A 25,064-nucleotide genomic window follows, 5' to 3' on the forward strand; every position below is an offset into this window, starting at 1 on the left:
AAACCGCTGCCGTCATACATAAATGGGCATGCACCCCGCCCTTTCCCTTACATACGATACATAGAAAGGCGAATGTGAGGAGGAATTGCCCGTGAGAAAAAAATTCAATTCTTATTCGCTCCCCCAGTGGGCCAGACAGGTCCGCCTTGTATCCGTGCAAGTCATTATCCCGATTACGATCTTTCAGGGGATCAGGACGATTTTCTTTCCGACGACTTTTGATGTCCTGCTGCTTGCCATCCTGCTGTTTTTAGCGTGCGCCCTGCATTTGGAATGGATATAAAAAAACGAGTCCCGTTATGAAGAGGACTCGTTTTCCGCTTTTATTTTTTTCTCCCGCTCAATCTGATGAACCTTCATGAGAAAAGGCTCAACATTTTTCATCTGCCAAAACGCTCTTAATAATTGCGTGCACTCTTCTTTTTCAGAGCCCCTTTGGCCGGTCTGATACCGTTTCAGCACTTTGTACATGGCGGACGGATAAGCCATATAGCTGAGAAACAGGCTGATTTCCGCTTCACGGAGCGGGAATGATTTGTGATACGTATAAAACCAGTCCAGACACTCCGGGCATGCTTTCGGATAGCTTCTGAACATTCTGGAGTAAAAGCCGAGCAGGTCGTTTTGCGGAGGGCCCAGCGCAGCTTTCTCGAAATTCGTGAAAAAGCCCGATCCCGCATCATTATACAGAAAGTGGCGGCTCGATAAGCTGCCGTGGTTGATCACCGCTCTCGTCTTGTCATGATCCTTTGCCGCGTCAAACCATTCTTCCAGACGTTCCAGAGCGAAATTGACGGCGGAAACCGTTTCTGTAAGATACGTAACAGCCTGCAGTTCAAAAGGTGAAAGATACCACTCTTTTTCCGCCCGGTCTGCGAAATGTTCATAGACAAGCTTATCATTTTCCCAATCTCTTTTCGTTGCTTCATAAAAGCCGCTGATATCTTCAGTCCGGATTTGGATGTCCCGCACAGTCGCGGAGTGGAGCTTCGCGACCTCTTTAAAAAGGTAAACATGTTTTTGGTCCCGTTCCTCTTCCTGATCGTACTGAAGCCAAGGCATTAAATAATAAGAATTCTCCGTCTGTGTTCCCGCAAAAAAATCGCCGGCATACGTGCGGCAGATCGGCACAAATGATCTGTAGCCTTTCTCCTCAATCTCAATCATAAGATCCGTAAATTCACTGCTGCGGGCCGGCTTGAGCTGTTTCAAAGCAAAAATGCCGTAGTTTGAGTAGACCTTCCAAACATGCGGGCTGACAGGCTCAATATACTCAGCCGCCAGCCCGTATTCCTGAAGCACTGATTGGACTGCTTCCATTCCATTCACCACATTTTTACGGCCTCTTTGTGCTTACGCATGGCTGTTATTATATTCAGGTATATACAGAAGCTGACCTTCTTCAAGCTCGTCATCAAACGATAAAGCATTCGTTCTGATGAGCTGCTGGGATGTTATGTCATATCGTTCACACACCCGGTCGATAGTATCTTGCTGCTGTACGATACAAATTTTCATTCTTGAAAACTTTTCTTCTTCCCTTGTAAATAATTTTGTCAAGTAATGAGAGTTGTCATTTTCCTTCTGCTCGGTTCCCGGTGCCGCTTCTTCATTCTTTCTTTCAGACTTAAGCGGCTCAGGCGGTTCAGCTTGCGCCGGCTCCTCAGGCGGCAGTTTGGAAAACTGAAAAGACAAATCGAGAGGCTTCCCGGTTTCCTCCTCCGGCGGCGCCATCTTCCTTACCTCAATTTCGAACCCTACTTCATCCTGAGCCTCTTCTTCAAGCAGCTTAGGAGCGCTGTAAAACTCCTCTTCCTGCCGTTCCGGAACGAACTCGCGATAAACGGGCGCCTGCTCTTCTTGAAAAACCGCAGGCTCATCTTCATCTTCTGCCGTCTCATGATCACTCTGACGGAGAAGCGGCTCGGCCTCTGGCTGCTCTTCTTTTTGAAGGAAGGGCTGTTCCGCAATTTTTGGCTTTTCTGAATGCGGAGTCAGAGTGAACGCAGGGAAAACCGGTTCGGTATCATCTTTTGGCTCTTCCTGCACTTCTGCTGAATCATCCTCAAATACAGGTTCATTCCTCACAGCCGACATGATTGCAGGCTCCTCAGCTTCTTCCGGCTCTTCTTCGTGTTGGAAGGAAACGGGAGGAGGAGGCTCAGTAAAGGAAGCAGGTTTCGGCACCTCTACCTGCTCCCTCAGAATCGGGGCAGTCTCCTGCTCTTCTTCTTCCCGCTCCCTCAAAATCGGGGCTGCTTCCTGCTCCTCTTCTTCTTCCCGCTCCCTCAAAATCGGGGCTGCTTCCTGCTCTTCTTCTTCCTGCTCCCTCAAAATCGGGGCAGTTTCTTCCTCTTCTTCTTTATGCTCTCTCAGAATCGGGGCTGCTTCCTGCTCTTCTTCTTCCTGCTCTCTCAGAATCGGGGCTGCTTCCTGCTCTTCTTCTTCCCGCTCCCTCAGAATCGGGGCTGCTTCCTGCTCTTCTTCCTCCTGCCTGAGTAAAGGCGGGGTTTCTTCCTCGTTCTTCTCGGTTTCTTGTGCTGCTTCTTTTGATACAGTCAAAGGTAATTCAGGCTCATGGCGTATCATTAATTCTGGTTCGTTTTCGTCCTCCGAATGATGTCCGGCAAGATTGACCATTTCTTCTCTGGCAAATTCAGGCGCCACGTACAAAGGGATCTCCGGCTCTTTTGGCTCGGATTCCTCAAGCAGCCCTTCAATTGCCAAATCAGCCTGAATGGTTAAGATCCTTGAATCCGTCAGCTGATAATCAAAGGCATCGATAAATACGAAAACATCATTGAGGTGGCTCACTTTATTTTTCGGAATCGTGATGTCCACCGGGAAACAATGAATGAGCTCGGCCGTGCCATCCTCCCTCGCCCTCACTTCCTCTACATGCCTCAGCTCCCTATCAAGCTCTTCAAAATGACTGCTGTGATCTATGTTGTACTCGCCAGTAAGTTCTAATGATCCTTTAATTGAGACATAATCATTTACTTCCTGCACCCTGATGTCAGGGTCTAATGAAATCGAAAGTAATTCAGAAACTTCCTGTCCTTTTTGGAAACAGATTGATTCTTCAACAGAAAATTGCAATCGGTGATTATGCGGCAAGTTCATATCCTCCTTTCATCTAATCCATACAATTAGATGTCACTAAAGGTGTATGCCGCAATCCGGAAAAATATGATAATGGAGGCATTGAAAAAAGCCGATACAAGTCTTGCTTGCATCGGCTTTTCGGTATCAGCGGCTGATCGCCTGGAACACTTTCTCAGCGGCTTGAATGGTATTTTCAATATCCTCCATTGTATGCGCAGTGGAGAGAAACAATCCTTCAAATTGAGACGGCGGCAGAAATACGCCTGCGTCGGCCATCCCTTTATAATACTTGGCGAACAGCTTTAAATCAGAAGATTTGGCTGCTTCATAGTTAATGACAGGCTCATTGGTGAAAAAGAAGCCGATCATTGAACCCGCCCGGTTAAACGTGTGCGGAATGCCATGTGCTGCAGCTGCTTTTGAAATGCCTTCTTCAAGCATATCGCCTTTTTTCACAAATTCTTGGTAAGATTCAGGTGTGAGCTGCTGTAACGTCTCAAGTCCCGCTGTCATGGCAAGCGGATTTCCTGACAATGTTCCAGCCTGATAGATCGGACCGCTCGGCGCGATTCGTTCCATAATGTCAGCTTTTCCGCCATACGCACCGACAGGAAGACCGCCGCCTATGACTTTGCCGAGACACGTTAAGTCAGGCGTCACGCCGAAATACCCTTGCGCACAGTTATAATCCACGCGAAAACCGGTCATGACCTCATCAAAAATGAGCAGCGCGCCATACTGTTCCGTCATGTCGCGAAGTCCTTGTAAAAAGCCTTCCTGCGGCGGAACAACGCCCATATTGCCTGCTACCGGTTCAACAATGACCCCGGCAATATCTTCACCGTACTCCCGGAATGCGAGTGCAACGCTTTCCAAGTCGTTGTATGGAACGGTAATCGTATTCATTGCTATTCCTTCCGGCACGCCCGGGCTGTCCGGAAGGCCGAGTGTCGCCACTCCGGATCCCGCTTTGATCAGCAGCGAATCACCATGGCCGTGGTAACAGCCTTCGAATTTCAAAATTTTGTTGCGGCCGGTATATCCTCTTGCAAGACGCAGGGCGCTCATTGTCGCCTCTGTGCCGGAGCTGACCATCCGCACGATTTCAACAGACGGCACACGGTCAATGACCAATTTGGCCAGTTCGTTTTCCACTTCAGTAGATGCCCCGAAACTTGTCCCGTTCTCGGCTACTTTTTTCAGGCTTTCAACGACCCGGTCGTTCGTGTGACCCAAAATCAGCGGCCCCCAGCTCAGGACGTAGTCGATATATTCATTGCCGTCAACATCAAATATTTTCGATCCTTTTCCGCGCTGCATAAAGATCGGATCCATATCAACTGATTTAAACGCGCGCACCGGGCTATTCACTCCGCCCGGCATCAGTTTCTGCGCTTCTTTAAAAGCGGCTTTTGATTTTTCATAGCTTCTCATCTGCCTCAGCTCCCGTCAAATGAAATCGTTACTCAGCAAGCCATTTTGCTGCGTCTTTTGCATGATACGTCATAATCAGATCGGCTCCTGCACGTTTCATGCTCGTTAAAATTTCCAGCACCATTTCTCTTTCTTTAATCCAGCCGTTTTGGGCTGCCGCTTTCACCATGGAATACTCCCCGCTCACATTATATGCGACCAGCGGCAGGTGATGGCGGTTTTTCACATCACGCATAATATCTAAGTATGACATAGACGGTTTGACGATTAAAAAGTCAGCGCCTTCTGCCGCGTCTGATTCAGCCTCACGGAGCGCTTCCAAGCGGTTGGCCGGATCCATCTGATATGTTTTTCGGTCTCCGAACTGCGGCGTGCTGTCAGCCGCGTCGCGGAACGGACCGTAAAATTCACTTGAATATTTCACGGCATAAGACATGATCGGAATATTCGTGAATCCTTCTTTGTCGAGCGCTTCCCTGATCACTGTGACAAAACCGTCCATCATATTTGAAGGAGCGATGATGTCAGCGCCGGCTTTGGCCTGGCTGACGGCTGTCTGAGCCAGCAGTTCAAGCGACTCGTCATTGAGGATTTCTCCGTCTTTCACGACGCCGCAATGGCCGTGATCCGTGTATTCACAGAGACACGTATCAGCGATTACGATCATTTCAGGATAATGCTTTTTAATTTCAGCAATCCCTTTCTGCACAATGCCGTGATCGTGAAAAGCCTGGGTTCCGCAGGCGTCTTTTTCTTCCGGCACGCCGAAAACGATGACCGACTTAATGCCGAGCGATATCAGCTCAGCCATTTCATCCTTTAACAAATCAAGTGATACATGATAAACCCCCGGCATGGAAGGAACTTCTTTTTTTCCTTCGAGCCCTTCAACGACAAATAACGGGTAAATAAAATCTGAGGGGTGAAGACGTGTTTCTTTTACTAAATCTCTCATCGCAGCGTTCGCGCGCAAACGGCGGTGTCTGTTAAATGTTTGATTCATCATTATCAATCCTTTCCCGACATACTGCACATGACGTCCAGCATGCCTTCAATCGTATAAGTGTCAGGCACATGGGATGAGATCCCGTATTCCAAGAGCGCTTTCTCTGTCAAAGGGCCGATGCTGATATAGCTCGCACCGCTGTTTTCCCACGCTTTTTCTCCGTCTCCGACCGCGTGCATAAACGTATGCACCGCCGATGAGCTGGTAAACGTAATAAAATCAAAATGAGAGCGGGATGCAGCCCGTCTCAGCTCGTCCATGCCTTTTTCATCCTGAATGGTATTGTATAACACCCATTCCCTTATTTGATAGCCAAGCGGCTCAAGCTCCGCTTTTATGACATCGCGTGATAAATTGCCCTTTATCACTGAAATGGGTTCGGCAGCTGATGCGTGCCGTTTTAAAGTATCAGCCAGACATTCCGCCACATACTCGTCAGGCATCGCATCCGTCCGGGCTCCCCGCTCTTTCAGGGCGCGCGCAGTCTTTTCACCGACGGCTGCGATTTTTTTCCGTCCCGAAAGCGCAAGACCGTGACGATCAAGATAGGAAAAAAAGAACTGGACACCGTTTACGCTTGTAAACACAAGCCATCCCGGCTCAGAAAGGTCTTCCCGCAGACTGTCCGCACATTCATCCGGGAGCGCTTCCTGAAAAGCGATCAGCGAAGCGGAAACAGCCGTTCCGCCGAGCGCCTCCACTTTTTTTCGGAACGGTGCGGCCTGTCTTTTGTTCCGGGTGACAAGCACGGTCTTTCCTTGTAAAGGAAGGTCATTTGCCATCCTGATCGAGCTCCTGTTTCACGCTGTCGATTAGTGCTTTGGCTCCTTTTTCAGACATCATCGCCGCACAGCGTTTTCCAATTTCTTCCGGATCATGTCCCGCCGCTGTTTCTTTATAAATCGTCTTTCCGTCCGGAGACGCGACAAGACCGACCAATTCAACCTCATCCCGGTCATTGACGTACGCATACCCGGCTATCGGCACTTGGCAGCCGCCTTCCATCGCGTGTAAGAAAGCCCGTTCGGCTGCCACCGTGCGCTGCGTATACTCATCGGTAAATTGCGCAAACAGCTTCAAAAGCTCCTCATCCGACTCTCTGCATTCAATGGCAAGAGCGCCTTGGCCGACCGCAGGCAGACAGCGGTCCGGTTCGAGAAATTCAGATACGACATCATCTTTCCAGCCCATTCTCGAAAGTCCCGCAGCCGCTAAAATAATAGCATCGTAATCTTCCGTTTCAAGCTTTTGAAGTCTCGTATCGATATTGCCTCTGATCCACTTAATTGTAAGATCAGGGCGTTCAGCAAGAATCTGGGCGCTTCTTCTTAAACTGCTGGTGCCGATGATGCCTCCTTCTTTTATGTCGTCCAGCTTTTGATGCCCCTTTGAAATCAGCGCATCACGCGGATCCTCACGTTTCGGTATGCATCCTATGACAAGACCCTCAGGCAAAACGGCGGGCATGTCTTTCATGCTGTGAACCGCCATATCAATCTCCTGATGCAGCAGCGCCTGTTCAATCTCTTTGACAAACAAACCTTTGCCGCCCACTTTTGACAGTGTAACATCAAGGATGCGGTCACCTTTTGTGACAATCTCCCGGATTTCAAAGTTATAGGAAGGGTTCAATTCCTTCAATTTGTTAATCACCCATTTTGTCTGGGTCATAGCCAGTTTGCTCCGTCTGGAACCTACCTTAATCGTTCTCATTTTCTTTCCTCCCGAATCTGTTTGGGCGCGTGCGTTAACTGAACCAATGGAATTGCGACAGGCTTCCGAGCAGGAAGTAATTAATCATCAGCACGAGAAAACATGCTGAATTCCATAACGCCGCCACTTTTCCCTGCAGTTCCTTAATCATTCTGATATATAAGTAGTAGCTGTATAAAAGCAGCACAATAAACGAACCGAGCACTTTTGAATCAAACCAGTACAGCGTTTCCAGCGACACATACGCCCAGATCACGCCTAATATCAGGCTCAACAGCAGCATCGGAACCCCGATGACATTTAAAACGTAAGCCATATAATCAAGTTTTGACAAATCTTCAATTCTCAACAGCCATTTTCCCCACTTTTTCTTCTTTAATAAAGAATATTGAAACTGATAAAGAAGCGAAAAGACAAAAGAAAGGGAAAAAGCGCCGTAAGACAGAATCGCCATTGTAATATGAATGACCAAAAGCTCTGAGACCAGCTGGCCGGAAAAAGCGGCCGAATGCTGATCCGTCGGTGAAAACGTATGGATCGCAATCATCGAGAAACCGATGACATTCGTGAAAAACACGATAAAATCAACACGCAGAATCTGCGTGACCACAAGTGAGAGCGTGACAAGCACCCACGCATAAAAGTAAAGGGCCTCTGTAATATTCAAGACCGGAAATCTGCCCGTCTGCCACATGAAATAAGAAAGATAGACGGTTTGCAGAGTCCAGACAATAGAAAGCAACCAGAAGGCCATTTTCCCAGCCTTCCGGTTGTGTTGAAGAAAATCTATAAAGTAAAAAAGGACGCTTACTGCATAAATAACAATTGTCGCTTCATTAAGTCTTGCCATTGCTGTATCAATCATACAGCCCTCACTCACTTACAAGCGGACGTAAGCCCGTTTTTGCTTCTGCCTTTTGAAACGAATGAACCGTCTGACGGTTATCCAGACTTTTGTCCAGCTGGCGGCCGGCCTCTTCCTCAATATCGAAAATCTGCATAAACAGCTTCAGCTTTTCATCTGAATCCGCTTCGGCCGCAAGCTCTTTCGCCTTCAGAATCGGGTCGCGCAGCATTTGGTTAATGATGCTTTTCGTATGTTTGCTGAGAAGTTTTTTCTCTCTTACCGTAAGATGAGGCAGCTTGCGCTCAATGCTCTGCATCGTATCGGACTGGATGGACAGCGCCTTTTCACGCAGCGCCGAAATGACCGGCACGACGCCGAGCGTATTAAGCCACTGCTTAAACTCAACAATTGCCGCTTCAATAAACAGCTCGACTTTTTCAGCGGTTTCACGGCGTTCTTGTAAGTTGGCTTCAACGATTCCTTCAAGGTCATCAATATCATACAGAAAAACACCTTCAAGATCGTTCAGCGCCGGATCGAGGTCTCGCGGCACAGCGATATCCACCATAAATAACGGGCGGCCTTTCCGCTGTCTGCCCGCTCTCTCCATCATTTCTTTAGACACGACGAAATCACTTGCGCCTGTCGAACTGATTAAAATATCAGCTTCAGCAAGTGCATGTTCAAGCTGGTTTAAGCTGCGCGCTTCTCCGGAGAAACGGTCAGCGAGCGCTTTTGCCTTCAAAAACGTTCTGTTGATGACCGTTACTTTGCCGATGCCCTGACCGTGCAGGTTTTCTGCGGCGAGCTCGCCCATTTTTCCCGCACCGAGAATCAAAATGTGCTTATTTGACAATGAGCCGAAGATTTTTTTCGCGAGTTCAACGGCGGCGTAACTGACGGAAACGGCATTGGCGCCGATATCGGTTTCAGCATGCGTGCGTTTGCCGACGGTCACCGCCTGTTTAAACAGCTCATTGAAAATGGTGCCGATCGTCTTTTCTGCCTGCGCCGTTTTAAAGCTTGAGCGGACCTGGCCGAGTATTTGCGTTTCTCCGATGACCATGGAATCCAAGCCGCACACCACACGGAATAAATGCTCGATCGCCGCGTCGCTCTCATAAAATTTCAGAAACGGAGACAGCTCTTCTTTCGGCAGCGAGAACCATTCGGATAAAAATGTTTTTATATAATAACGGCCGGTATGAAGCTGGTCGACCACCGCATATATTTCGGTGCGGTTGCAGGTTGACACGATAATGTTTTCAAGAACGCTTTTTTCTTCTTTTAAACGAAGCATCGCTTCTGCAAGCTCATCCGGCTGAAAACTTATTTTTTCGCGTATTTCAATAGGGGCGGATTTATAATCTACTCCCACAACAAGAATATGCATCGCTTTCATGCACCCCCGTACATCGCAATTTATTTATAATCATTCTAACATAGAATTTATTATTTATAATAATTATAACATAGTTTCTTCGGGAAAATGTGAACAGATTTCAAAAATGTTATGCTATAGTATAAAAAGCTCGTTTCCACTGTAATCATCATACTAAAAATCCTTTACTGCGGGTAGGTGACAGGATGAAAAAAACATCAATTTTATTACCGGGACTTCTGCTTGCCGCTTCATTATTCGCATGGCTTCAGAGCGGACAGGTTCACCTGTTTGAGAATCAGGGAGAATGGCCGGTGCTCCTTATGCTTTTGGGCGCCGTGCTCTTGTATCAGGGCAAAAAGGAAGCGGCCGGGCCTCACGTCCTGATCGGCATGCTTCTTTTCGGCATAGGTTTACACTTTTTCGCCAAACCTGAGCTCTCATGGTGGCCGGGAGATTTTGAAATGATTCTCTTCGTCTTCGGATTCTCCTTATTTGCGGCAGCCAGAAAAGAATATGTATACGAAGCGGTTGCCATGATTGGTTTTTCCCTCTTTTTATACTTCTTTAAACAAATTACGGCGTGGCTGGAGTCCGTCCATATTCCGACGGAACACTTCAAAACATACTGGCCGTATGTTTTCATCGGAATCAGCCTTTTATTATTGTTTATCAAGCGGAACAAAACTATACGATAAAACCCAAAACGCACTGCGTTTTGGGTTTTTCATTACCGGCTGATCATTTTTTTAATGGCTCCCCATGCTTCATCTTTGCCTTTTTTCGTTTCAGAGGAAAATAAAATCAGCTCATCTTCAGGATCCATATCAAGCGTCTGTTTGACAACCTTTAAGTGCTTGTCCCATTTTCCTTTTGGAATCTTATCCGCTTTTGTCGCGATAACGATGACGGGAATGCCGTAATACTTCAGGAATTCGTACATGTTCACGTCTTCAGCAGACGGCGCGTGCCTGAGGTCGACAATCTGCACGCAGGCTTTCAGCTCTTCGCGGGTCGTCATATAGGTTTCAATCATTCTCCCCCATGCTTCCCGCTCGCTTTTGGAAACTTTCGCAAATCCGTACCCGGGAACGTCGACAAAATGCAATTCATCATTGATGATGTAAAAGTTTAGGGTCTGTGTTTTCCCCGGTTTTGATGACGTTCTGGCCAAGTTTTTCCGATTGATTAATGAATTGATAAAAGATGATTTTCCTACATTTGATCTTCCCGCCAGCGCGATTTCCGGAAGCCCCCCATCAGGGTACTGTTCGGGTTTGACCGCGCTGATCACGATTTCTGACTTTGTGACTTTCATTTCTTCTCTCCTACTAAGGCATGTTCCAAAACGTCATCCAGGTGAGAAACGAATATAAACTTCAGTCCTTCTCTGACGCTTTCTGGAATATCCTCTATATCTTTTTCGTTATCTTTAGGCGCAATAATAGTGGTCAGGCCCGCTCTGTGCGCGCCGAGCGCCTTTTCTTTCAGTCCGCCGATCGGAAGCACGCGGCCCCGCAGCGTGATTTCTCCCGTCATACCGACTTCGCGTTTTACCGCACGGTCGGTTAATGCTGAAACGAGCGCCGTGGCCATCGTAATTCCGGCAGAAGGGCCGTCTTTCGGCACCGCTCCTTCAGGGACATGGATATGAATGTCATACTTCTCATGGAATTTCGGGTCGATTCCGAACTGTTCCGCTTTCGAGCGGACATAACTGAAAGCGGCCTGCGCTGATTCCCGCATGACATCTCCAAGCTTCCCGGTCAGAATCAGCTTTCCTTTTCCCGGTGACAATGACACTTCGATTGACAGCGTATCTCCGCCGACCGTCGTATACGCGAGCCCCGTGACAACCCCGATTTGATCTTCGGTTTCCGCCTGTCCGTATCTGAATATCCGTTTTCCGAGATAGTCGGCCAGATTTTTCTCTGTAACGGTAATGCGTTTTCTCTCCTCAGACACAATGGCTTTTGCAGCCTTTCGGCAAATGGCGGCAATCTGGCGTTCAAGCGTTCTCACGCCGGCTTCCCTCGTGTAGTAGCGGATGATGTCCGTAATCGCCTGATCCCGAATCTGCAGGTTGCTCTTTGTGAGCCCGTGCTCTTTAATTTGTTTCGGAAGCAGGTGGTCTTTCACGATCTCCACCTTTTCGTTTTCAGTGTAGCCTGACAGGCTGATAATCTCCATTCTGTCTCTGAGAGGGCCCGGGATGGAAGCAAGGTTATTCGCAGTCGCGATAAACAGCACTTTCGATAAATCGAACGTCTCTTCAATATAGTGGTCGCTGAATGTGCTGTTTTGTTCCGGATCCAGCACCTCAAGCATCGCCGAAGACGGATCGCCTCTGAAATCGGACGACATTTTATCGATCTCATCCAGGAGAAAGACCGGATTTTGTTTGCCGGCTTTTTTCATTCCCTGTATAATCCGGCCCGGCATCGCACCGACGTATGTACGCCGGTGCCCGCGGATTTCAGATTCATCGCGCACTCCGCCCAGTGAAATTCTCACAAAACGGCGTCCCATGCTCGTACTGATTGATTTTGCAAGAGATGTTTTACCGACTCCCGGAGGTCCGGCCAGACAAAGAATCGGCCCTTTCAGCGTTTTCGTCAGCTGTTTCACGGCCAAATACTCCAAAATCCGCTCTTTCACTTTGTCTAAGCCGTGGTGCTCTTTATCTAAGATTTCCCCGGCTTTTTTAATATCAAGTTTATCTTCTGTTTCATCCGACCACGGAAGGGCGATGAGCCAGTCAATATAGTTGCGGATAACAGAGCTTTCCGCTGAGCTTGACGGCACTTTTTCGTAACGGCTTAATTCCTTAAGCGCCGTTTCTTTGACACGCTCAGGCATGCCTGCTTCTTCTATCTTTTCCGTGAGCGACTGAACTTCGCCGGTTTTTCCTTCTTTGTCGCCAAGCTCCTTCTGAATGGCTTTCATCTGTTCACGCAAGTAGTATTCCTTTTGAGTGCGTTCCATCGAACGTTTGACGCGCTGACCGATTTTTTTCTCAATCTCCAGCACTTCTTTTTCATTATGAATGAAACGGATGACCTTATTCAGACGTTCTTTAATATCCGCCGTTTCTAAAATGTCCTGCTTGTCCTTTAATTTCAGCGGGAGATGAGAAGCAACGATATCCGCCATTCTGCCGGGTTCTTCAATATCAGTCACAGCCGCATACGTTTCTGCGGAGATTTTTTTAGAAATTTTTATGTACTGGTCAAAATGGTCCAGCAGCGTCCGCATAAGCGCTTCGTCTTCCACGTCTTTTGAATCATCTTCATGCATCAGCTGTATATCGACCGAAGTATAATCTTCGAGCTCGGTGTATTCAAGGATCTGCGCCCGCTGAATTCCTTCTACAAGCACTCTGATCGTACCGTTGGGCAGCTTCAGCATCTGTTTAATTTTTGTATAAGTGCCGACGGCGAAAATATCCTCTTCACCCGGTTCGTCTATCGAAATATCCTGCTGAGTGGCTAAAAAAATCATATGATCATGCATCATTGCCTGTTCAAGAGCCTGAACCGACTTGTCACGGCCTACATCTAAATGTAAAACCATTGTCGGGTATACCAATAAGCCTCTTAAAGGGAGGAGCGGGATGCTGCGTTTTGTATCTTCTGCCATGTGACTGACACCTCCGTGACTTTAGTATGAACCATTATAATACAACTTTTTCATCGTTGTACAATTCCGGGATCGGGCTTTAATCGGCTTATCCGCCTGCCCTGTATATAAAACAGTCTCTTCGTAGTATACCCTTTCTTTCTGTTCTGAAAAAGGAAAAGATGTCCTCCATAAAAAAACCCCATTATAAAAATGGGGTTTATACGGATTCTTTATTCATTTGGATATCAAACGGTTTTTGTTCTGAAGGAGGGTCAACCAATATGACGTCAAGCACTTCCTGGAACGTTTTTACCGCTTTAATGGTGATTCCGTCTATTCGTTTCAGAATGGACTGCTGATTTTCATATGGGATAATGACCGTTTTTGCTCCGGCCTGTTTTGCGGCTTTAATTTTCGGAATGACGCCGCCGATCGGTTTGACAAGCCCCGTCAGGCTGATTTCTCCCGTCATCGCCACCGTATGGTCGATCGGGATGCGGTGAATCGCGGAAAAAATCCCCGCGGCCATCGCGATACCTGCTGAAGGTCCGTCAATCGGGCCTCCGCCCGGAAAATTGACGTGAATGTCATAGTCTGAAGGTTTGATGCCCATTGTGCGCAGAACCGTCAGAACATTTTCCACAGATCCCTTCGCCATGCTTTTGCGGCGGATCGACTTCGATTGGCTGCCGATGCTTTCTTCCTCTGCAATTCCCGTGATATTCAGGCTTCCTTTGTCCTGCGCAGGTGTGACATTCACTTCGATTTCCAGCAATGCGCCGCTGTTCGGCCCGTAGACGGCAAGTCCGTTCACGATGCCGACTTGCGGTTCATCGGCGATTTTCTGCTCATTTTTAGGTGTAAGCTGACTGGAATGAACAACCCATTCTATATCTTCTGTCGTAATTTCTTTTCTGTCCTCAGTCACCGCCATGCCGGCGGCGATCTGGATCATATTGACGGCTTCACGTCCGTTTCTCGTATATGTGGTCAGCACACTGAGAGCTTCGTCAGAAATCTCTTTCTGAATTTTGTCGGCTGCTTTTTTCGCAACGATTTTAAGTTCATCCTTTTCCAGCTCGCGGAAAAATACTTCAAGACAGCGCGAACGGATGGCCGGCGGAATTTCATTCGGCATTCTCGTTGTCGCTCCGATCAAACGGAAATCTGCCGGAAGCCCATTTTGAAAAATATCATGAATGTGATTCGGTATTTGCGTATTTTCTTCACTGTAATACGCACTGTCTAAAAATACTTTTCGATCTTCAAGCACCTTCAGCATTTTATTCATCTGAATCGGATGAAGCTCGCCGATTTCATCAATAAACAATACCCCGCCGTGAGCATGGGTCACAGCCCCCTGTTTCGGCTGCGGAATGCCTGCCTGGCCCATCGCTCCCGCTCCCTGATAAATCGGATCATGCACTGAACCGATAAGCGGATCGGCAATCCCCCGTTCATCAAACCGCGCGGTCGTCGCATCAAGTTCAACAAAAACAGCCTGCTTTTGAAACGGTGACTGTTTATGTTTTTTCGCTTCTTCCAATACCAGCCGCGCCGCAGCCGTTTTTCCGACTCCCGGAGGACCGTAAATAATGACGTGCTGCGGGTTCGGTCCGCAAAGCGCTGCTTTTAACGCTTTAATTCCGTCTTCCTGGCCGACAATGTCCTGAAAGCTTTTCGGCCGCACCTTTTCTGATAAAGGTTCTGATAAACTGATGGCGCGCATTTTGCGCAGCTGTTCCATTTCTTTTTTTGATTCTTTATCTATCGTCACTTTTTGTGTACGCTGGTTTTTGAGCAGATTCCAAAAATATAATCCGATGACTATCCCGAAAAACAGCTGTACAAATAATGCGATCCCTGTCCAACTCATGCTGGTCCCTCCTGAAAAAACGATTTATGTATCCAATTCATTCCTCTGTCCGCTAGTATCTCCCAGCAAAGCCCGGAATAAACATTTTCAGAAGGGTCAGGACAAGAAAAAAACCTCCTGATCAATTCGGGTCAGGAGGTTTTGTCATGTTATGCTGATGTTTTATCTTGGCCGACAACTGTGCCGTCTTTTAATACAAGACGCGGTGCTTCACCGTCTGCGACTGTCGCTCCGGTAATGACACATTTTTCAATATCATCGCGGGACGGCAGATCAAACATGACGTCAAGCATGATGCCTTCAATGATAGAACGCAGGCCGCGTGCGCCTGTTTTACGCTCGATCGCTTTTTTCGCAATTTCAGATAATGCCTCGTCTTCAAATTCAAGCTCGACATCATCAAGTTCTAACATTTTCTTGTATTGTTTGACGAGTGCGTTTTTCGGTTTAGTCAGAATTTCAACCAGTGCCGTTTCGTCAAGCTGCTCAAGGCTTGCAATGACAGGAAGACGGCCGATGAATTCAGGAATCAGACCGAAACGGAGCAAGTCTTCCGGAAGAACTTTAGAAAGCAGTTCTTCTTTTTCCAGGTCTGCCGCTTTATTATCAGAGCCGAAGCCGATGACTTTTTGTCCGAGACGGCGTTTGATGATTTGTTCGATGCCGTCAAATGCACCGCCGCAAATGAACAGGATGTTCGTCGTATCGATCTGGATGAATTCCTGATGAGGATGTTTGCGTCCTCCTTGAGGCGGCACGCTTGCAACCGTTCCTTCAAGAATTTTCAGCAGCGCCTGCTGAACGCCTTCGCCTGATACGTCACGTGTAATGGACGGGTTTTCAGATTTTCGCGCTACTTTATCGATTTCATCGATATAAATAATACCTTTTTCTGCTTTTTCCACATCATAGTCTGCTGCCTGAATCAGCTTGAGGAGGATGTTTTCTACGTCCTCACCGACATATCCGGCTTCAGTCAGAGATGTAGCGTCCGCGATCGCAAACGGCACGTTCAGAATACGCGCAAGCGTCTGGGCAAGAAGTGTTTTCCCGCTTCCAGTCGGTCCGATTAAAGAAATATTACTTTTAGAAAGCTCGACATCATCCACTTTACTGTTGGAGTTGATGCGTTTGTAATGGTTGTATACCGCAACCGCAAGTGATTTCTTCGCCTGATCCTGTCCGATGACATATTCATTCAGAATCTCACGGATTTCCTGCGGCTTCGGAACGTCTTTAAATTCGACTTCTTCTTCCGTACCAAGCTCTTCCTCTACGATTTCTGTACAGAGCTCAATACATTCATCGCATATATATACGCCCGGTCCTGCAACCAGCTTACGAACCTGATCTTGCGTTTTTCCGCAGAACGAGCATTTCAATTGTCCTTTTTCCTCGTTGAATTTAAACATTCTTTCACCCCTTAATCTTGTCTCACTTTTTCTTTTACCTGAAGGGCAAAAGAAAACGGTTCTTGCTACGATCGAGTATGTATTGCATTTTACCATACTTTCCAGTAAGACGGTAACAATGTGTTTCGCACTTGCACATTCTATATGTATGACGAAAAACAGCCCGGCAATGACTATCTTGCCCCAAGAAAAAGAGTTATATCATAATTGTACAAAACAAGGCACGAATTAATCGCGCCCTGTTTTATTATGTCTATTATTATGAACCATATTAACGGTTTTCTACAAGAAAATCAATTGCTTTTCGAACTTTTAAATCTTCTTTCATCGCGTCAGTTGAACCGATTGCCTGCTTAATGTTTTCAACCGGCATGTTGTAAGCTTCAGCCATTTTAGTCAGCTCAGCTTCAACTTCTTCGTCCGTTACTTCAAGGTTTTCTGCTTGAGCGATCGCTTCAAGAGTCAGGTTTGATTTTACGCGTTTTGCGGCATCTTCTTTCATTTGCTCTTTTAACGCGTTTTCGTCTTGGCCTGAGAATTGAGTGTAAAGCTCAAGGTTCATGCCTTGCATTTGCAGACGCTGTTCGAATTCTTTCAGCATGCGGTCAAGCTCAGTGTCGATCATCGCTTGAGGAACATCAGCTTCAGCGTTTTCAGATGCTTTCAGAACAAGCTCTTCACGCAATTTAGCGTCAGCTTCGTTTTCTTTTGCTTCTTCAAGGCGTTTTTTTGTTTTCTCAGTTAATTCAGCAAGCGTTTCAACTTCTTCGTCAATGTCTTTTGCGAATTCGTCGTTAAGCTCAGGAAGCTCTTTCGCTTTGATTTCATGAATTTTCACTTTGAAAACAGCTGGTTTTCCGGCAAGCTCTTCAGCGTGGTACTCTTCAGGGAATGTTACTTCAACATCCTTTTCAGCGCCTGCTTCAAGGCCTGTTAACTGCTCTTCGAAGCCCGGGATGAATGAACCTGATCCTACTTCAAGTGAGTAGTTCTCAGCTTTTCCGCCTTCAAACGCTTCGCCGTCAACGAAACCTTCGAAGTCAAGAACGACTGTATCGCCGTTTTCAACAGCGCCTTCTTCTTTCACGACAAGCTCAGCCTGACGCTCTTGAAGAGCTTTAAGTTCGTTTTGTACATCTTCGTCAGTAACGGCAGTGTCATCTTTTTCGATTCCTAAGCCTTTGTAATCGCCAAGTTTCACTTCCGGTTTTACAGTCACTTTTGCAGTGAAAATCAAGCTTTCGCCTTTTTCGATTTTTTCAACATCGATTTCAGGGCGGTCTACAGGCTCAATGCCGGCTTCTTCAACCGCTTTAGGGTATTCTACAGGAAGTAAAATATCTAAAGCATCCTGGTAAAGAGCTTCAACGCCGAAACGCTGTTCGAATAAACCACGGGGAACTTTCCCTTTGCGGAATCCAGGAATAGAAACCTGTTTTACTACTTTTTTAAATGCATCATCAAGAGCTGTTTTGAACGTATCCGCATCAACTTCAACCGTTAATACGCCTTCGTTGCCTTCTTGTTTTTCCCATTTTACAGACATGTGTTTCCCTCCAAAAATCTATTCAGGTTGTGTCGGTCTTCCATTCTAAAGCAATCCGCGGCTTTGTCAAAGAAAAAACCGCTTTGAATCAGAATCATTATGTAATGAACTGGCAGCCTGTCCAACCGTAATTCTCATTTCAGTTAAACCGCTATACATAAATACAACCACTATATTATAACATAACGCCTACCGCTTTCAACTATATGGTGTGATTTACAAATAAGAAATTTCTTCAATATCCTTAATCATCGTGCAGGCTTCTTCGAGTTCGCGGCTGTCAAACTCGTACATCATATGAAGTTCCTCCTGCTCAATGTCAATGCCGTGCATCTCGTAACCGACCTTATGAAGCGCCGCCGCCCATAAATCTGCGTTCAAAAACTTCGGCATAAAAGGGTGCAGAACGTACAGATGCCTTCTCCACAGCTCTTCGACGGCAGCGTATAATGTAGGGTTTTCATTGCCGAGCGTTTCATCAAGCACCCGGAGAACGCGATGCAAAATCGGAGCCGCATCAGGCTGAACCGTTTCACTCGGAACCGCGGTCATTGAATCGCCGAATTTTGTAATATGGACCGGCTTGCTGTAGTCATGGTCCGCCATCAGCGTCAAAATCATCGTCTTGATAAGAGGATGAGCGCCCGGATCTTGAAGAATCGTTTTTAAGAGACCCGTGTATTTTGCAATATTGCGGTCTTTGAGAGAATGAATCAGATTCATTTGTTCAGCGGGGCTGTTCAGCACTTTTTCCGCATCAAGAATGTCCTCGTATTCCTCCTCCCACGCTTCATCCTGCTGGTCGGGATCGGTCATTTTGCGGCTGAATTCGAGCAGCCGGTAGAATTGCTCCGCACTTTCTGCGGGCAGCTGGTTTTCTTCCAGCACAGCTTCAATTGTGCTTTTGACTTCTTCATATTGTTTCAGCTGAATTAAAATGGTCATGTACACTTGCAGTACGGTGAAATAATGGCCGTACCCTTCATTCAGCATTTTCTCGCAAACTTGTTTTGCTTCTTCCAATTCCCCGAGTTCCAGAAAACAAATCGCCATGCCTAAATGTACGTCGGACTCGGTATCGCCGTGGCTTACCGCCTCTGAGAACAGTTCGAGGGCCTCCTGATACTGTTTATCCTTCATGGCGGCCATCCCTTTATCAACCAAGCGTTCTTTCAGACGGGGGAAAGGAATGATATCAGCTTTTTTCTTGTCATGCGTCATACTTTATTTCCTTTCAGGCGCTATTTTTTTCAAGTGTATCAACACGCGTCAGGAAACACAAGAAAGGATGGTGCGCACGGTAAAAAAAGCCGCCGGACAGATCCGGTCGGCTTTTTTCAGGCTTGAAGCCAAGAACTTCTTTTCGATTCAAACTGCTGAATGTCGTCCTCCAGCAGAAGCGTTAATGAAATTTCATCATAGCCGTTTATCAGCATTTCCTTCCAGTGAGGATCGACTTCAAATGAAATCTCTTTTCCTTCACTGTCGTGAATGAGCTGGTTTTCCAAGTCAACCGTCATGTTAAGAGACTGATTTTCATATTGACCGGCGAGTTTTTTCCACTGATCATACGGCATACGGATGGGAAGCATACCGTTTTTAAAACAGTTTTGATGAAAAATATCGGCAAATGACGGAGCAATGATGATTTTGAAGCCGTAATCATCCAGCGCCCAAGGAGCGTGCTCACGGGATGATCCGCAGCCGAAATTCTCTCCGGCAATTAATATGGACGCGCCTTCATAGACTTTGCGATTTAATTCAAATTCAGGATCAGGCTCACCGTTCTCAAGGTATCTCCAATCAAAAAACGCGAATCTGCCGTATCCTGTTCTTTCAATTCTTTTCAAAAACTGTTTCGGAATAATCTGGTCCGTATCGACGTTGATCCGGTTTAAGACGGCCGCTTTTCCCGTATGCGTTTTTAAAGGTTCCATCTTTTCGCGCACTCCTTACACAACTGTTTTTTCTTGATAAAACTTTCTTACATCGACGAAATGCCCGTGAATGGCCGCCATTGCCGCCATCGCCGGACTGACAAGGTGTGTTCTCGCGCCTTTTCCCTGTCTGCCTTCGAAGTTGCGGTTGGAAGTGGAAGCGCATCGTTCCCCTTCAGGCACGACATCATTGTTCATACTGAGGCACATGCTGCAGCCTGATTCTCTCCATTCAAAGCCGGCCTCGAGAAACACGCGGTGCAGCCCTTCTTCTTCGGCCTGCTGTTTCACGCTTTGAGAACCCGGCACCACAATCGCTCTGACGCTGTCGGCGACTTTTCGGCCTTTGATCATATCCGCAGCCTGGCGAAGATCGGTCATCCGCGAATTTGTACAGGAGCCAATAAACACATGCTCGACTTTAATATCTTCAATTTTTTGATTCGGTGAGATTCCCATGTATTCGTACGCGCGGATGGCTTCTTTTTTACCGTCTTCAGAATCAATCGTTTCCGGCTCCGGTATTTGGGCATCGACCGGAAGAACCATGCCGGGATTGACGCCCCATGTTACCATTGGAGAAATCTCGCTGCCGTCTAACACGATGGAATGATCGTATACGGCGCCCGGATCGGTTTTTAACGCTTTCCATTCTGCGGCGGCTTTTTCAAATTCCTCGCCTTTTGGCGCGTATTTACGGTTTTTACAATATTCAATCGTCGTGTCATCCGGAGCGATCAGTCCCGCCCGTGCTCCCGCTTCTATTGACATATTGCAGACCGTCATGCGTTCGTCCATAGACATGTTTCTGAATACTTCCCCGGTGTATTCAATGACATATCCGGTACCGAATTTCACCCCGTATTTTCCGATGACCGACAAGATGACATCCTTCGCGGTCACTCCTTTTTGGAGCGTTCCGTCAACGCGGATTTCAAGCGTTTTCGGCCGCTGCTGCCACAATGTCTGAGTGGAAAGAACATGTTCCACCTCACTTGTGCCTATACCGAAGGCAAGCGCCCCGAATGCGCCGTGAGTCGATGTATGGCTGTCTCCGCAAACGATCGTTTTCCCCGGTAGTGTCAGACCAAGCTCAGGTCCGACTACGTGAACGATTCCCTGGTCTGCGCTGTGAAGATCCGCAAGACGGACGCCAAACTCCTCGCAATTCCGTTCAAGCGCGGTTACTTGGCGCTTTGCGACTTCATCTTTAATGTCAAAACGGTTGACGGTCGGAATATTGTGGTCCATCGTTGCGAATGTATTCTGCGGCCGTCTGACCTTTCTTCCCTTCTGCCTTAACCCTTCGAACGCCTGAGGAGACGTCACCTCATGAATGAGGTGCAGATCAATATAGAGAAGGTCGGGTTTTCCTTCACCGCTTTTTACAACATGCCGATCCCAAATCTTTTCGATGATTGTTCGAGGCATCATCTTTGTTTCCTCCCTCTACCTATGAACTAAGACCGCTTTCTTTAAAGCGTCACACTATAGATTTTGTATTCGAGCCGGCTAATGCGGCTTTTACTTTTTCAGTAATGTCATGCGTTCCGGCATATTGGCCGTCCCGGGCGATATCACGTGTACGGCTGCCGTCTGCAAGCACCTTTGCGACCGCTTTTTCCACCGCCTGCGCTTCGTTTTCAAGCCCGAAAGATGTTCTCAAAAGCATCGCCGCTGATAAAATCGCCGCAAACGGATTGGCCATCCCTTTACCGGCGATGTCAGGCGCAGATCCATGCACGGGTTCAAACAAGTGAAGACCTGAACTTGATAAGCTGGCTGACGGCAGCATGCCGAGCGAGCCTGTCAGCATGGAGGCTTCATCGCTTAAAATATCGCCGAACATATTCTCAGTTACGACGACGTCAAACTGGCTCGGAGCGTAGATGAGCTGCATCGCGGCATTATCGACAAGCATATGTTCAAGCGTCACATCAGGAAATTCTTTTGCGATTTCATCCGCTGTTTCCCGCCAAAGCCTGCTTGATGAAAGCACATTCGCCTTATCAACGGACGTCACTTTTCCTTTTCTGCCGGCAGCCATCTTAAAAGCTTCTCTGACAACGCGTGCGATTTCTTCTTTCTTATAAAAAAGGGTATCGACCGCTTCCTTTTCTCCCGTTTCATTGACATACTGTCTGCTCGGTTCTCCGAAGTAGAGGCCGCCCGTCAGTTCCCTGACGATTACAAAGTCGACGCCGCTGATATATTCTTTTTTCAGCGGAGACGCCTCAGACAGGCTTTCAAATACGGTCACGGGACGCAGATTGGCAAACAGGCCGAGTTTTTTTCTGATGCCGAGCAGGCCTTTTTCCGGTCTGAGCTCCGGAGGATTTTGGTCCCATTTCGGCCCGCCGACTGCCCCGAGCAGGATGGCGTCGGATCTTTCACAAAGAGCCACCGTCTCCTCAGGAAGGGGGTTTTGATGGGCGTCAATAGCCGCTCCCCCGATCAGCCCGTTTTCAAATTCAAATTCATGTCCGAATTGTTCGGCAACGCTTTTCAATACATCTGCCGCTGATTCCGCCACTTCCGGTCCGATTCCGTCACCGGGCAGCAAAGCAATACGTTTTTTCAAATCAAACGTTCTCCTTTCTATTACGAGCCGACCGCAGTCTGTCTCTTTAATCCGTCTAAATTGCAATCCAGCACCAGCTGCCGGTTCACGGCGTTCAGATAAGCTTTAGCAGAAGCTTCCAGAACATCCTGCGCGATTCCCCGCCCTGATGTTTCTTTTCCGTTCACGGTCACTCTGACAAAAACTTGAGCCAGCGCGTCTTCGCCTTTCCGGTTGGATTGGATGCGGTAGTCTGTCAGTTCAATATTTTTATCGATGCAGCGCCCGAGCGTATTATAAACGGCTTCTACACTGCCCGCCCCCGTTGCCGCCTCTTGAATCAGCTGTTCGTTTTCCTGATTTTTTAAAGAGACTGTTGCAGTCGGCACCTGAGACGTCCCGTAATGCACTTGCAGAGACAAAAATTCATAGCCGATTTTTTTGTCTGTCACTTTTTCTTCTAAAATAAGAGAAATCAAGTCATCATCGGTGATTTCTTTTTTCTTTTCGGTCAGTTCTTTAAACATCGTAAAAAATTTATTGATTTCCTCACTATCAAACTGGAATCCAAGCGCATTCAGGCGGTCTTTGAACGCATGGCGTCCGGAATGCTTTCCGAGTACGAGCGCATCAGCAGTCACGCCGACAAGTTCCGGTGAAATGATTTCATATGTTGATTTTTCTTTCAGGAAACCGTCTTGGTGAATGCCGGACTCATGTGCGAAAGCGTTATCTCCGACGATTGCTTTATTGCGGGGAACGGCCATGCCCGTCAGTTTGCTGACAAGATCACTCGTCCGCTTCAATTCATGAAGATTGAGGGGTGAATCGGCTTGATGCGCGTCATTTCTGACATGAAGCGCAACGGCGATTTCCTCTAGCGCGGCGTTCCCGGCTCTTTCTCCTATGCCGTTAATGGCGCATTCAATTTGATCAGCGCCGTTCTCAATTGCCGAAAGCGAGTTGGCAACCGCCATTCCGAGATCATCGTGGCAATGGGCTGAGAGCTTTACCCGGTTGATATTCGGAACGTGTTCCTTCATATATTTAAAGATGTTTCCGTATTCAGCCGGCGTCAGGTAACCTACAGTGTCCGGCAGGTTGATGACGCTCGCGCCGGCATCAATCACTTCTTCAACGATTTCAGCCAGAAACGGAAGTTCGGTGCGGCATGCGTCTTCTGCTGACCATTGAACGATCGGAAAGCGTTCTTTTGCATACTTCACCATTTCAACCGCTTTTTCCTTAACCTCTTCCCGCGTCATTTTCAGCTTATGCTTCAGATGAATGTCAGAGGTGGCGATAAAGATGTGAATCCGCGGGCTGGCCCCGTCTTTCAGCGCTTCCCAGGCTGCGTCGATGTCACCTTTGACAGATCGGGCAAGCCCTGTTACCGAACAATTTTTAATCGTTCTTGCGATTTCCTGCACAGCTAAAAAATCACCTCGGGATGAAGCGGGAAATCCCGCTTCAATAATGTCCACCCCGAGTCTTTCAAGCTGCTTGGCTATCGCCAGTTTCTCCCGGGAATTGAGGTTGACCCCGGGGGATTGTTCACCGTCACGAAGGGTCGTGTCGAAAACATTAATTTTGCGCAACGGAGACCACCGCTTCCTTCTTTTTGCCTTGTTTGACAAACGGCATCATTTCACGAAGCTGTCTGCCGACCTTTTCAATCTGATGCTCGTTTTCACTTGCATTGATCGCATTGAAGCGAGGACGGTTCACTTGGTTTTCCACGATCCATTCTTTCGCGAATGTACCGTTTTGAATATCCGTTAATACTTGTTTCATCGATTCTTTTACCTTCGCATCGACTACGCGCGGCCCTGAGACAAAATCTCCCCATTGAGCCGTATCAGAGATAGAGTATCTCATGCCCGCCAAGCCTTCTTCATACATCAAGTCTACGATCAGCTTCAGTTCGTGCAGACACTCGAAGTATGCGAGTTCAGGCTGGTATCCGGCTTCTGTCAGCGTTTCAAAACCCGCTTTGACAAGTGCCGTTAAACCTCCGCACAGAACAGCCTGCTCACCGAACAAATCCGTTTCCGTTTCTTCCTTAAATGTTGTTTCAAGAACGCCCGCACGCGCTCCGCCGATTCCTTTTGCATAAGCAAGAGCCGTATCTTTCGCTTCGCCTGATACATCCTGGTAGATGGCAAACAATGCCGGTACGCCCGCGCCTTGTTCATATGTTCTTCTGACAAGGTGTCCCGGTCCTTTAGGGGCGACAAGGAATACATCCACATCAGCAGGAGGCACGATCTGATGGAAATGGACGTTAAATCCGTGTGCGAATACCAATGACTTGCCCGCCGTCAATTCATCTTTGATTTCAGCTTCATATACTTTTTGCTGCTGTTCATCCGGAAGAAGAACCATAATGATATCTGCCTGGGCAGCCGCTTCTCTTACCGAAAAGACTTTATGACCGTCTTCTTGAGCCTGTGTAAATGATTTTCCTTGTCTGACGCCGACAATGACATCAATTCCGCTTTCTTTTAAGTTCAGCGCATGTGCGTGACCTTGTGAACCGTAACCGATAATCGCTACTTTTTTACCTGCCAATACGTTCTCTTTGATATCACCGTTATAATATACTTTTACCATTTTAATCTCTCCC

At 47.4% G+C, this 25,064-nt stretch carries 21 protein-coding genes; 2 read left to right on the forward strand and 19 right to left on the reverse strand.

The window, feature by feature from the left end:
• Positions 1-91 precede the first annotated feature (91 nt).
• Positions 92-283 carry a hypothetical protein gene (locus NYE42_RS13930; protein ID WP_003152639.1) on the forward strand — a complete coding sequence of 64 codons (192 nt, stop codon included), beginning with the start codon at positions 92-94 and terminating at the stop codon, positions 281-283.
• 14 nt (positions 284-297) lie between these two features.
• Here NYE42_RS13930 and ysxE read toward each other — a convergent pair whose 3' ends face one another.
• The 8 genes from ysxE to hemA form a co-directional block, all read right to left on the reverse strand.
• The gene (ysxE, locus tag NYE42_RS13935; RefSeq protein ID WP_352426531.1) at positions 298-1,320 is read right to left on the reverse strand and encodes a spore coat protein YsxE; all 1,023 of its coding nucleotides are present in this window, start codon (positions 1,318-1,320) and stop codon (positions 298-300) included.
• 33 nt (positions 1,321-1,353) lie between these two features.
• Positions 1,354-3,117: a LysM peptidoglycan-binding domain-containing protein gene (locus NYE42_RS13940; RefSeq protein WP_352426532.1), complete on the reverse strand. Its 1,764-nt coding sequence runs from the start codon at positions 3,115-3,117 to the stop codon at positions 1,354-1,356.
• A 132-nt stretch (positions 3,118-3,249) separates the two neighbouring features.
• Positions 3,250-4,539, reverse strand: coding sequence for a glutamate-1-semialdehyde 2,1-aminomutase (hemL, locus tag NYE42_RS13945; protein ID WP_352426533.1), 1,290 nt, complete (start codon positions 4,537-4,539; stop codon positions 3,250-3,252).
• 28 nt (positions 4,540-4,567) lie between these two features.
• Positions 4,568-5,542 (reverse strand): porphobilinogen synthase, encoded by a 975-nt coding sequence (gene hemB / locus NYE42_RS13950; RefSeq protein ID WP_144664014.1) that lies wholly within the window; start codon positions 5,540-5,542, stop codon positions 4,568-4,570.
• A gap of 5 nt (positions 5,543-5,547) precedes the next feature.
• Positions 5,548-6,327, reverse strand: coding sequence for a uroporphyrinogen-III synthase (locus NYE42_RS13955; protein ID WP_342497009.1), 780 nt, complete (start codon positions 6,325-6,327; stop codon positions 5,548-5,550).
• Positions 6,317-7,258, reverse strand: coding sequence for a hydroxymethylbilane synthase (hemC, locus tag NYE42_RS13960; protein ID WP_342497010.1), 942 nt, complete (start codon positions 7,256-7,258; stop codon positions 6,317-6,319). Before hemC ends, NYE42_RS13955 begins: the two co-directional genes overlap by 11 nt.
• Positions 7,259-7,292: 34 nt before the next feature.
• Positions 7,293-8,123, reverse strand: a complete 831-nt coding sequence (locus NYE42_RS13965) for a cytochrome c biogenesis protein (RefSeq protein ID WP_007408154.1) — start codon at positions 8,121-8,123, stop codon at positions 7,293-7,295.
• 7 nt (positions 8,124-8,130) lie between these two features.
• On the reverse strand, positions 8,131-9,498 hold the full coding sequence (hemA, locus tag NYE42_RS13970; protein ID WP_060562760.1) for a glutamyl-tRNA reductase: 1,368 nt from the start codon (positions 9,496-9,498) through the stop codon (positions 8,131-8,133).
• Positions 9,499-9,692: 194 nt separating this feature from the next.
• On the opposite strand from hemA, the gene NYE42_RS13975 reads away from it, so the two are divergent.
• Positions 9,693-10,184 carry a hypothetical protein gene (locus tag NYE42_RS13975; RefSeq protein ID WP_007612894.1) on the forward strand — a complete coding sequence of 164 codons (492 nt, stop codon included), beginning with the start codon at positions 9,693-9,695 and terminating at the stop codon, positions 10,182-10,184.
• 32 nt (positions 10,185-10,216) lie between these two features.
• On the opposite strand, the gene yihA is transcribed toward NYE42_RS13975, so the two are convergent.
• The 11 genes from yihA to ilvC form a co-directional block, all read right to left on the reverse strand.
• On the reverse strand, positions 10,217-10,804 hold the full coding sequence (gene yihA / locus NYE42_RS13980; RefSeq protein ID WP_003152626.1) for a ribosome biogenesis GTP-binding protein YihA/YsxC: 588 nt from the start codon (positions 10,802-10,804) through the stop codon (positions 10,217-10,219).
• Positions 10,801-13,125: an endopeptidase La gene (gene lon, locus NYE42_RS13985; protein WP_352426534.1), complete on the reverse strand. Its 2,325-nt coding sequence runs from the start codon at positions 13,123-13,125 to the stop codon at positions 10,801-10,803. Before lon ends, yihA begins: the two co-directional genes overlap by 4 nt.
• 199 nt (positions 13,126-13,324) lie before the next feature.
• Positions 13,325-14,983, reverse strand: a complete 1,659-nt coding sequence (gene lonB / locus NYE42_RS13990) for an ATP-dependent protease LonB (RefSeq protein ID WP_012118116.1) — start codon at positions 14,981-14,983, stop codon at positions 13,325-13,327.
• A 149-nt stretch (positions 14,984-15,132) separates the two neighbouring features.
• Complete coding sequence (gene clpX / locus NYE42_RS13995) at positions 15,133-16,395, reverse strand: ATP-dependent protease ATP-binding subunit ClpX (protein ID WP_007408149.1); 1,263 nt, start codon at positions 16,393-16,395, stop codon at positions 15,133-15,135.
• 271 nt (positions 16,396-16,666) lie between these two features.
• Positions 16,667-17,941, reverse strand: coding sequence for a trigger factor (tig, locus tag NYE42_RS14000; RefSeq protein WP_003152618.1), 1,275 nt, complete (start codon positions 17,939-17,941; stop codon positions 16,667-16,669).
• 216 nt (positions 17,942-18,157) lie between these two features.
• Positions 18,158-19,162, reverse strand: coding sequence for a DNA damage checkpoint antagonist DdcA (ddcA, locus tag NYE42_RS14005; RefSeq protein WP_060674748.1), 1,005 nt, complete (start codon positions 19,160-19,162; stop codon positions 18,158-18,160).
• A 116-nt stretch (positions 19,163-19,278) separates the two neighbouring features.
• Entirely contained in the window at positions 19,279-19,878 is a 600-nt protein-coding gene (gene leuD, locus NYE42_RS14010; protein WP_007408146.1) for a 3-isopropylmalate dehydratase small subunit, read from the reverse strand.
• Between the two features lie 15 nt (positions 19,879-19,893).
• Positions 19,894-21,312, reverse strand: a complete 1,419-nt coding sequence (gene leuC, locus NYE42_RS14015; RefSeq protein WP_352426535.1) for a 3-isopropylmalate dehydratase large subunit — start codon at positions 21,310-21,312, stop codon at positions 19,894-19,896.
• A gap of 49 nt (positions 21,313-21,361) precedes the next feature.
• On the reverse strand, positions 21,362-22,459 hold the full coding sequence (leuB, locus tag NYE42_RS14020; protein WP_094032207.1) for a 3-isopropylmalate dehydrogenase: 1,098 nt from the start codon (positions 22,457-22,459) through the stop codon (positions 21,362-21,364).
• 20 nt (positions 22,460-22,479) lie between these two features.
• Positions 22,480-24,036: a 2-isopropylmalate synthase gene (locus NYE42_RS14025; protein WP_094032206.1), complete on the reverse strand. Its 1,557-nt coding sequence runs from the start codon at positions 24,034-24,036 to the stop codon at positions 22,480-22,482.
• Positions 24,023-25,051: a ketol-acid reductoisomerase gene (ilvC, locus tag NYE42_RS14030; protein ID WP_003152600.1), complete on the reverse strand. Its 1,029-nt coding sequence runs from the start codon at positions 25,049-25,051 to the stop codon at positions 24,023-24,025. The genes NYE42_RS14025 and ilvC overlap by 14 nt, the downstream gene beginning before the upstream one ends.
• Positions 25,052-25,064 lie beyond the last annotated feature (13 nt).

The sequence above is a fragment of the Bacillus sp. FSL K6-2865 genome, assembly GCF_040311405.1.
Classification (GTDB): domain Bacteria; phylum Bacillota; class Bacilli; order Bacillales; family Bacillaceae; genus Bacillus; species Bacillus velezensis.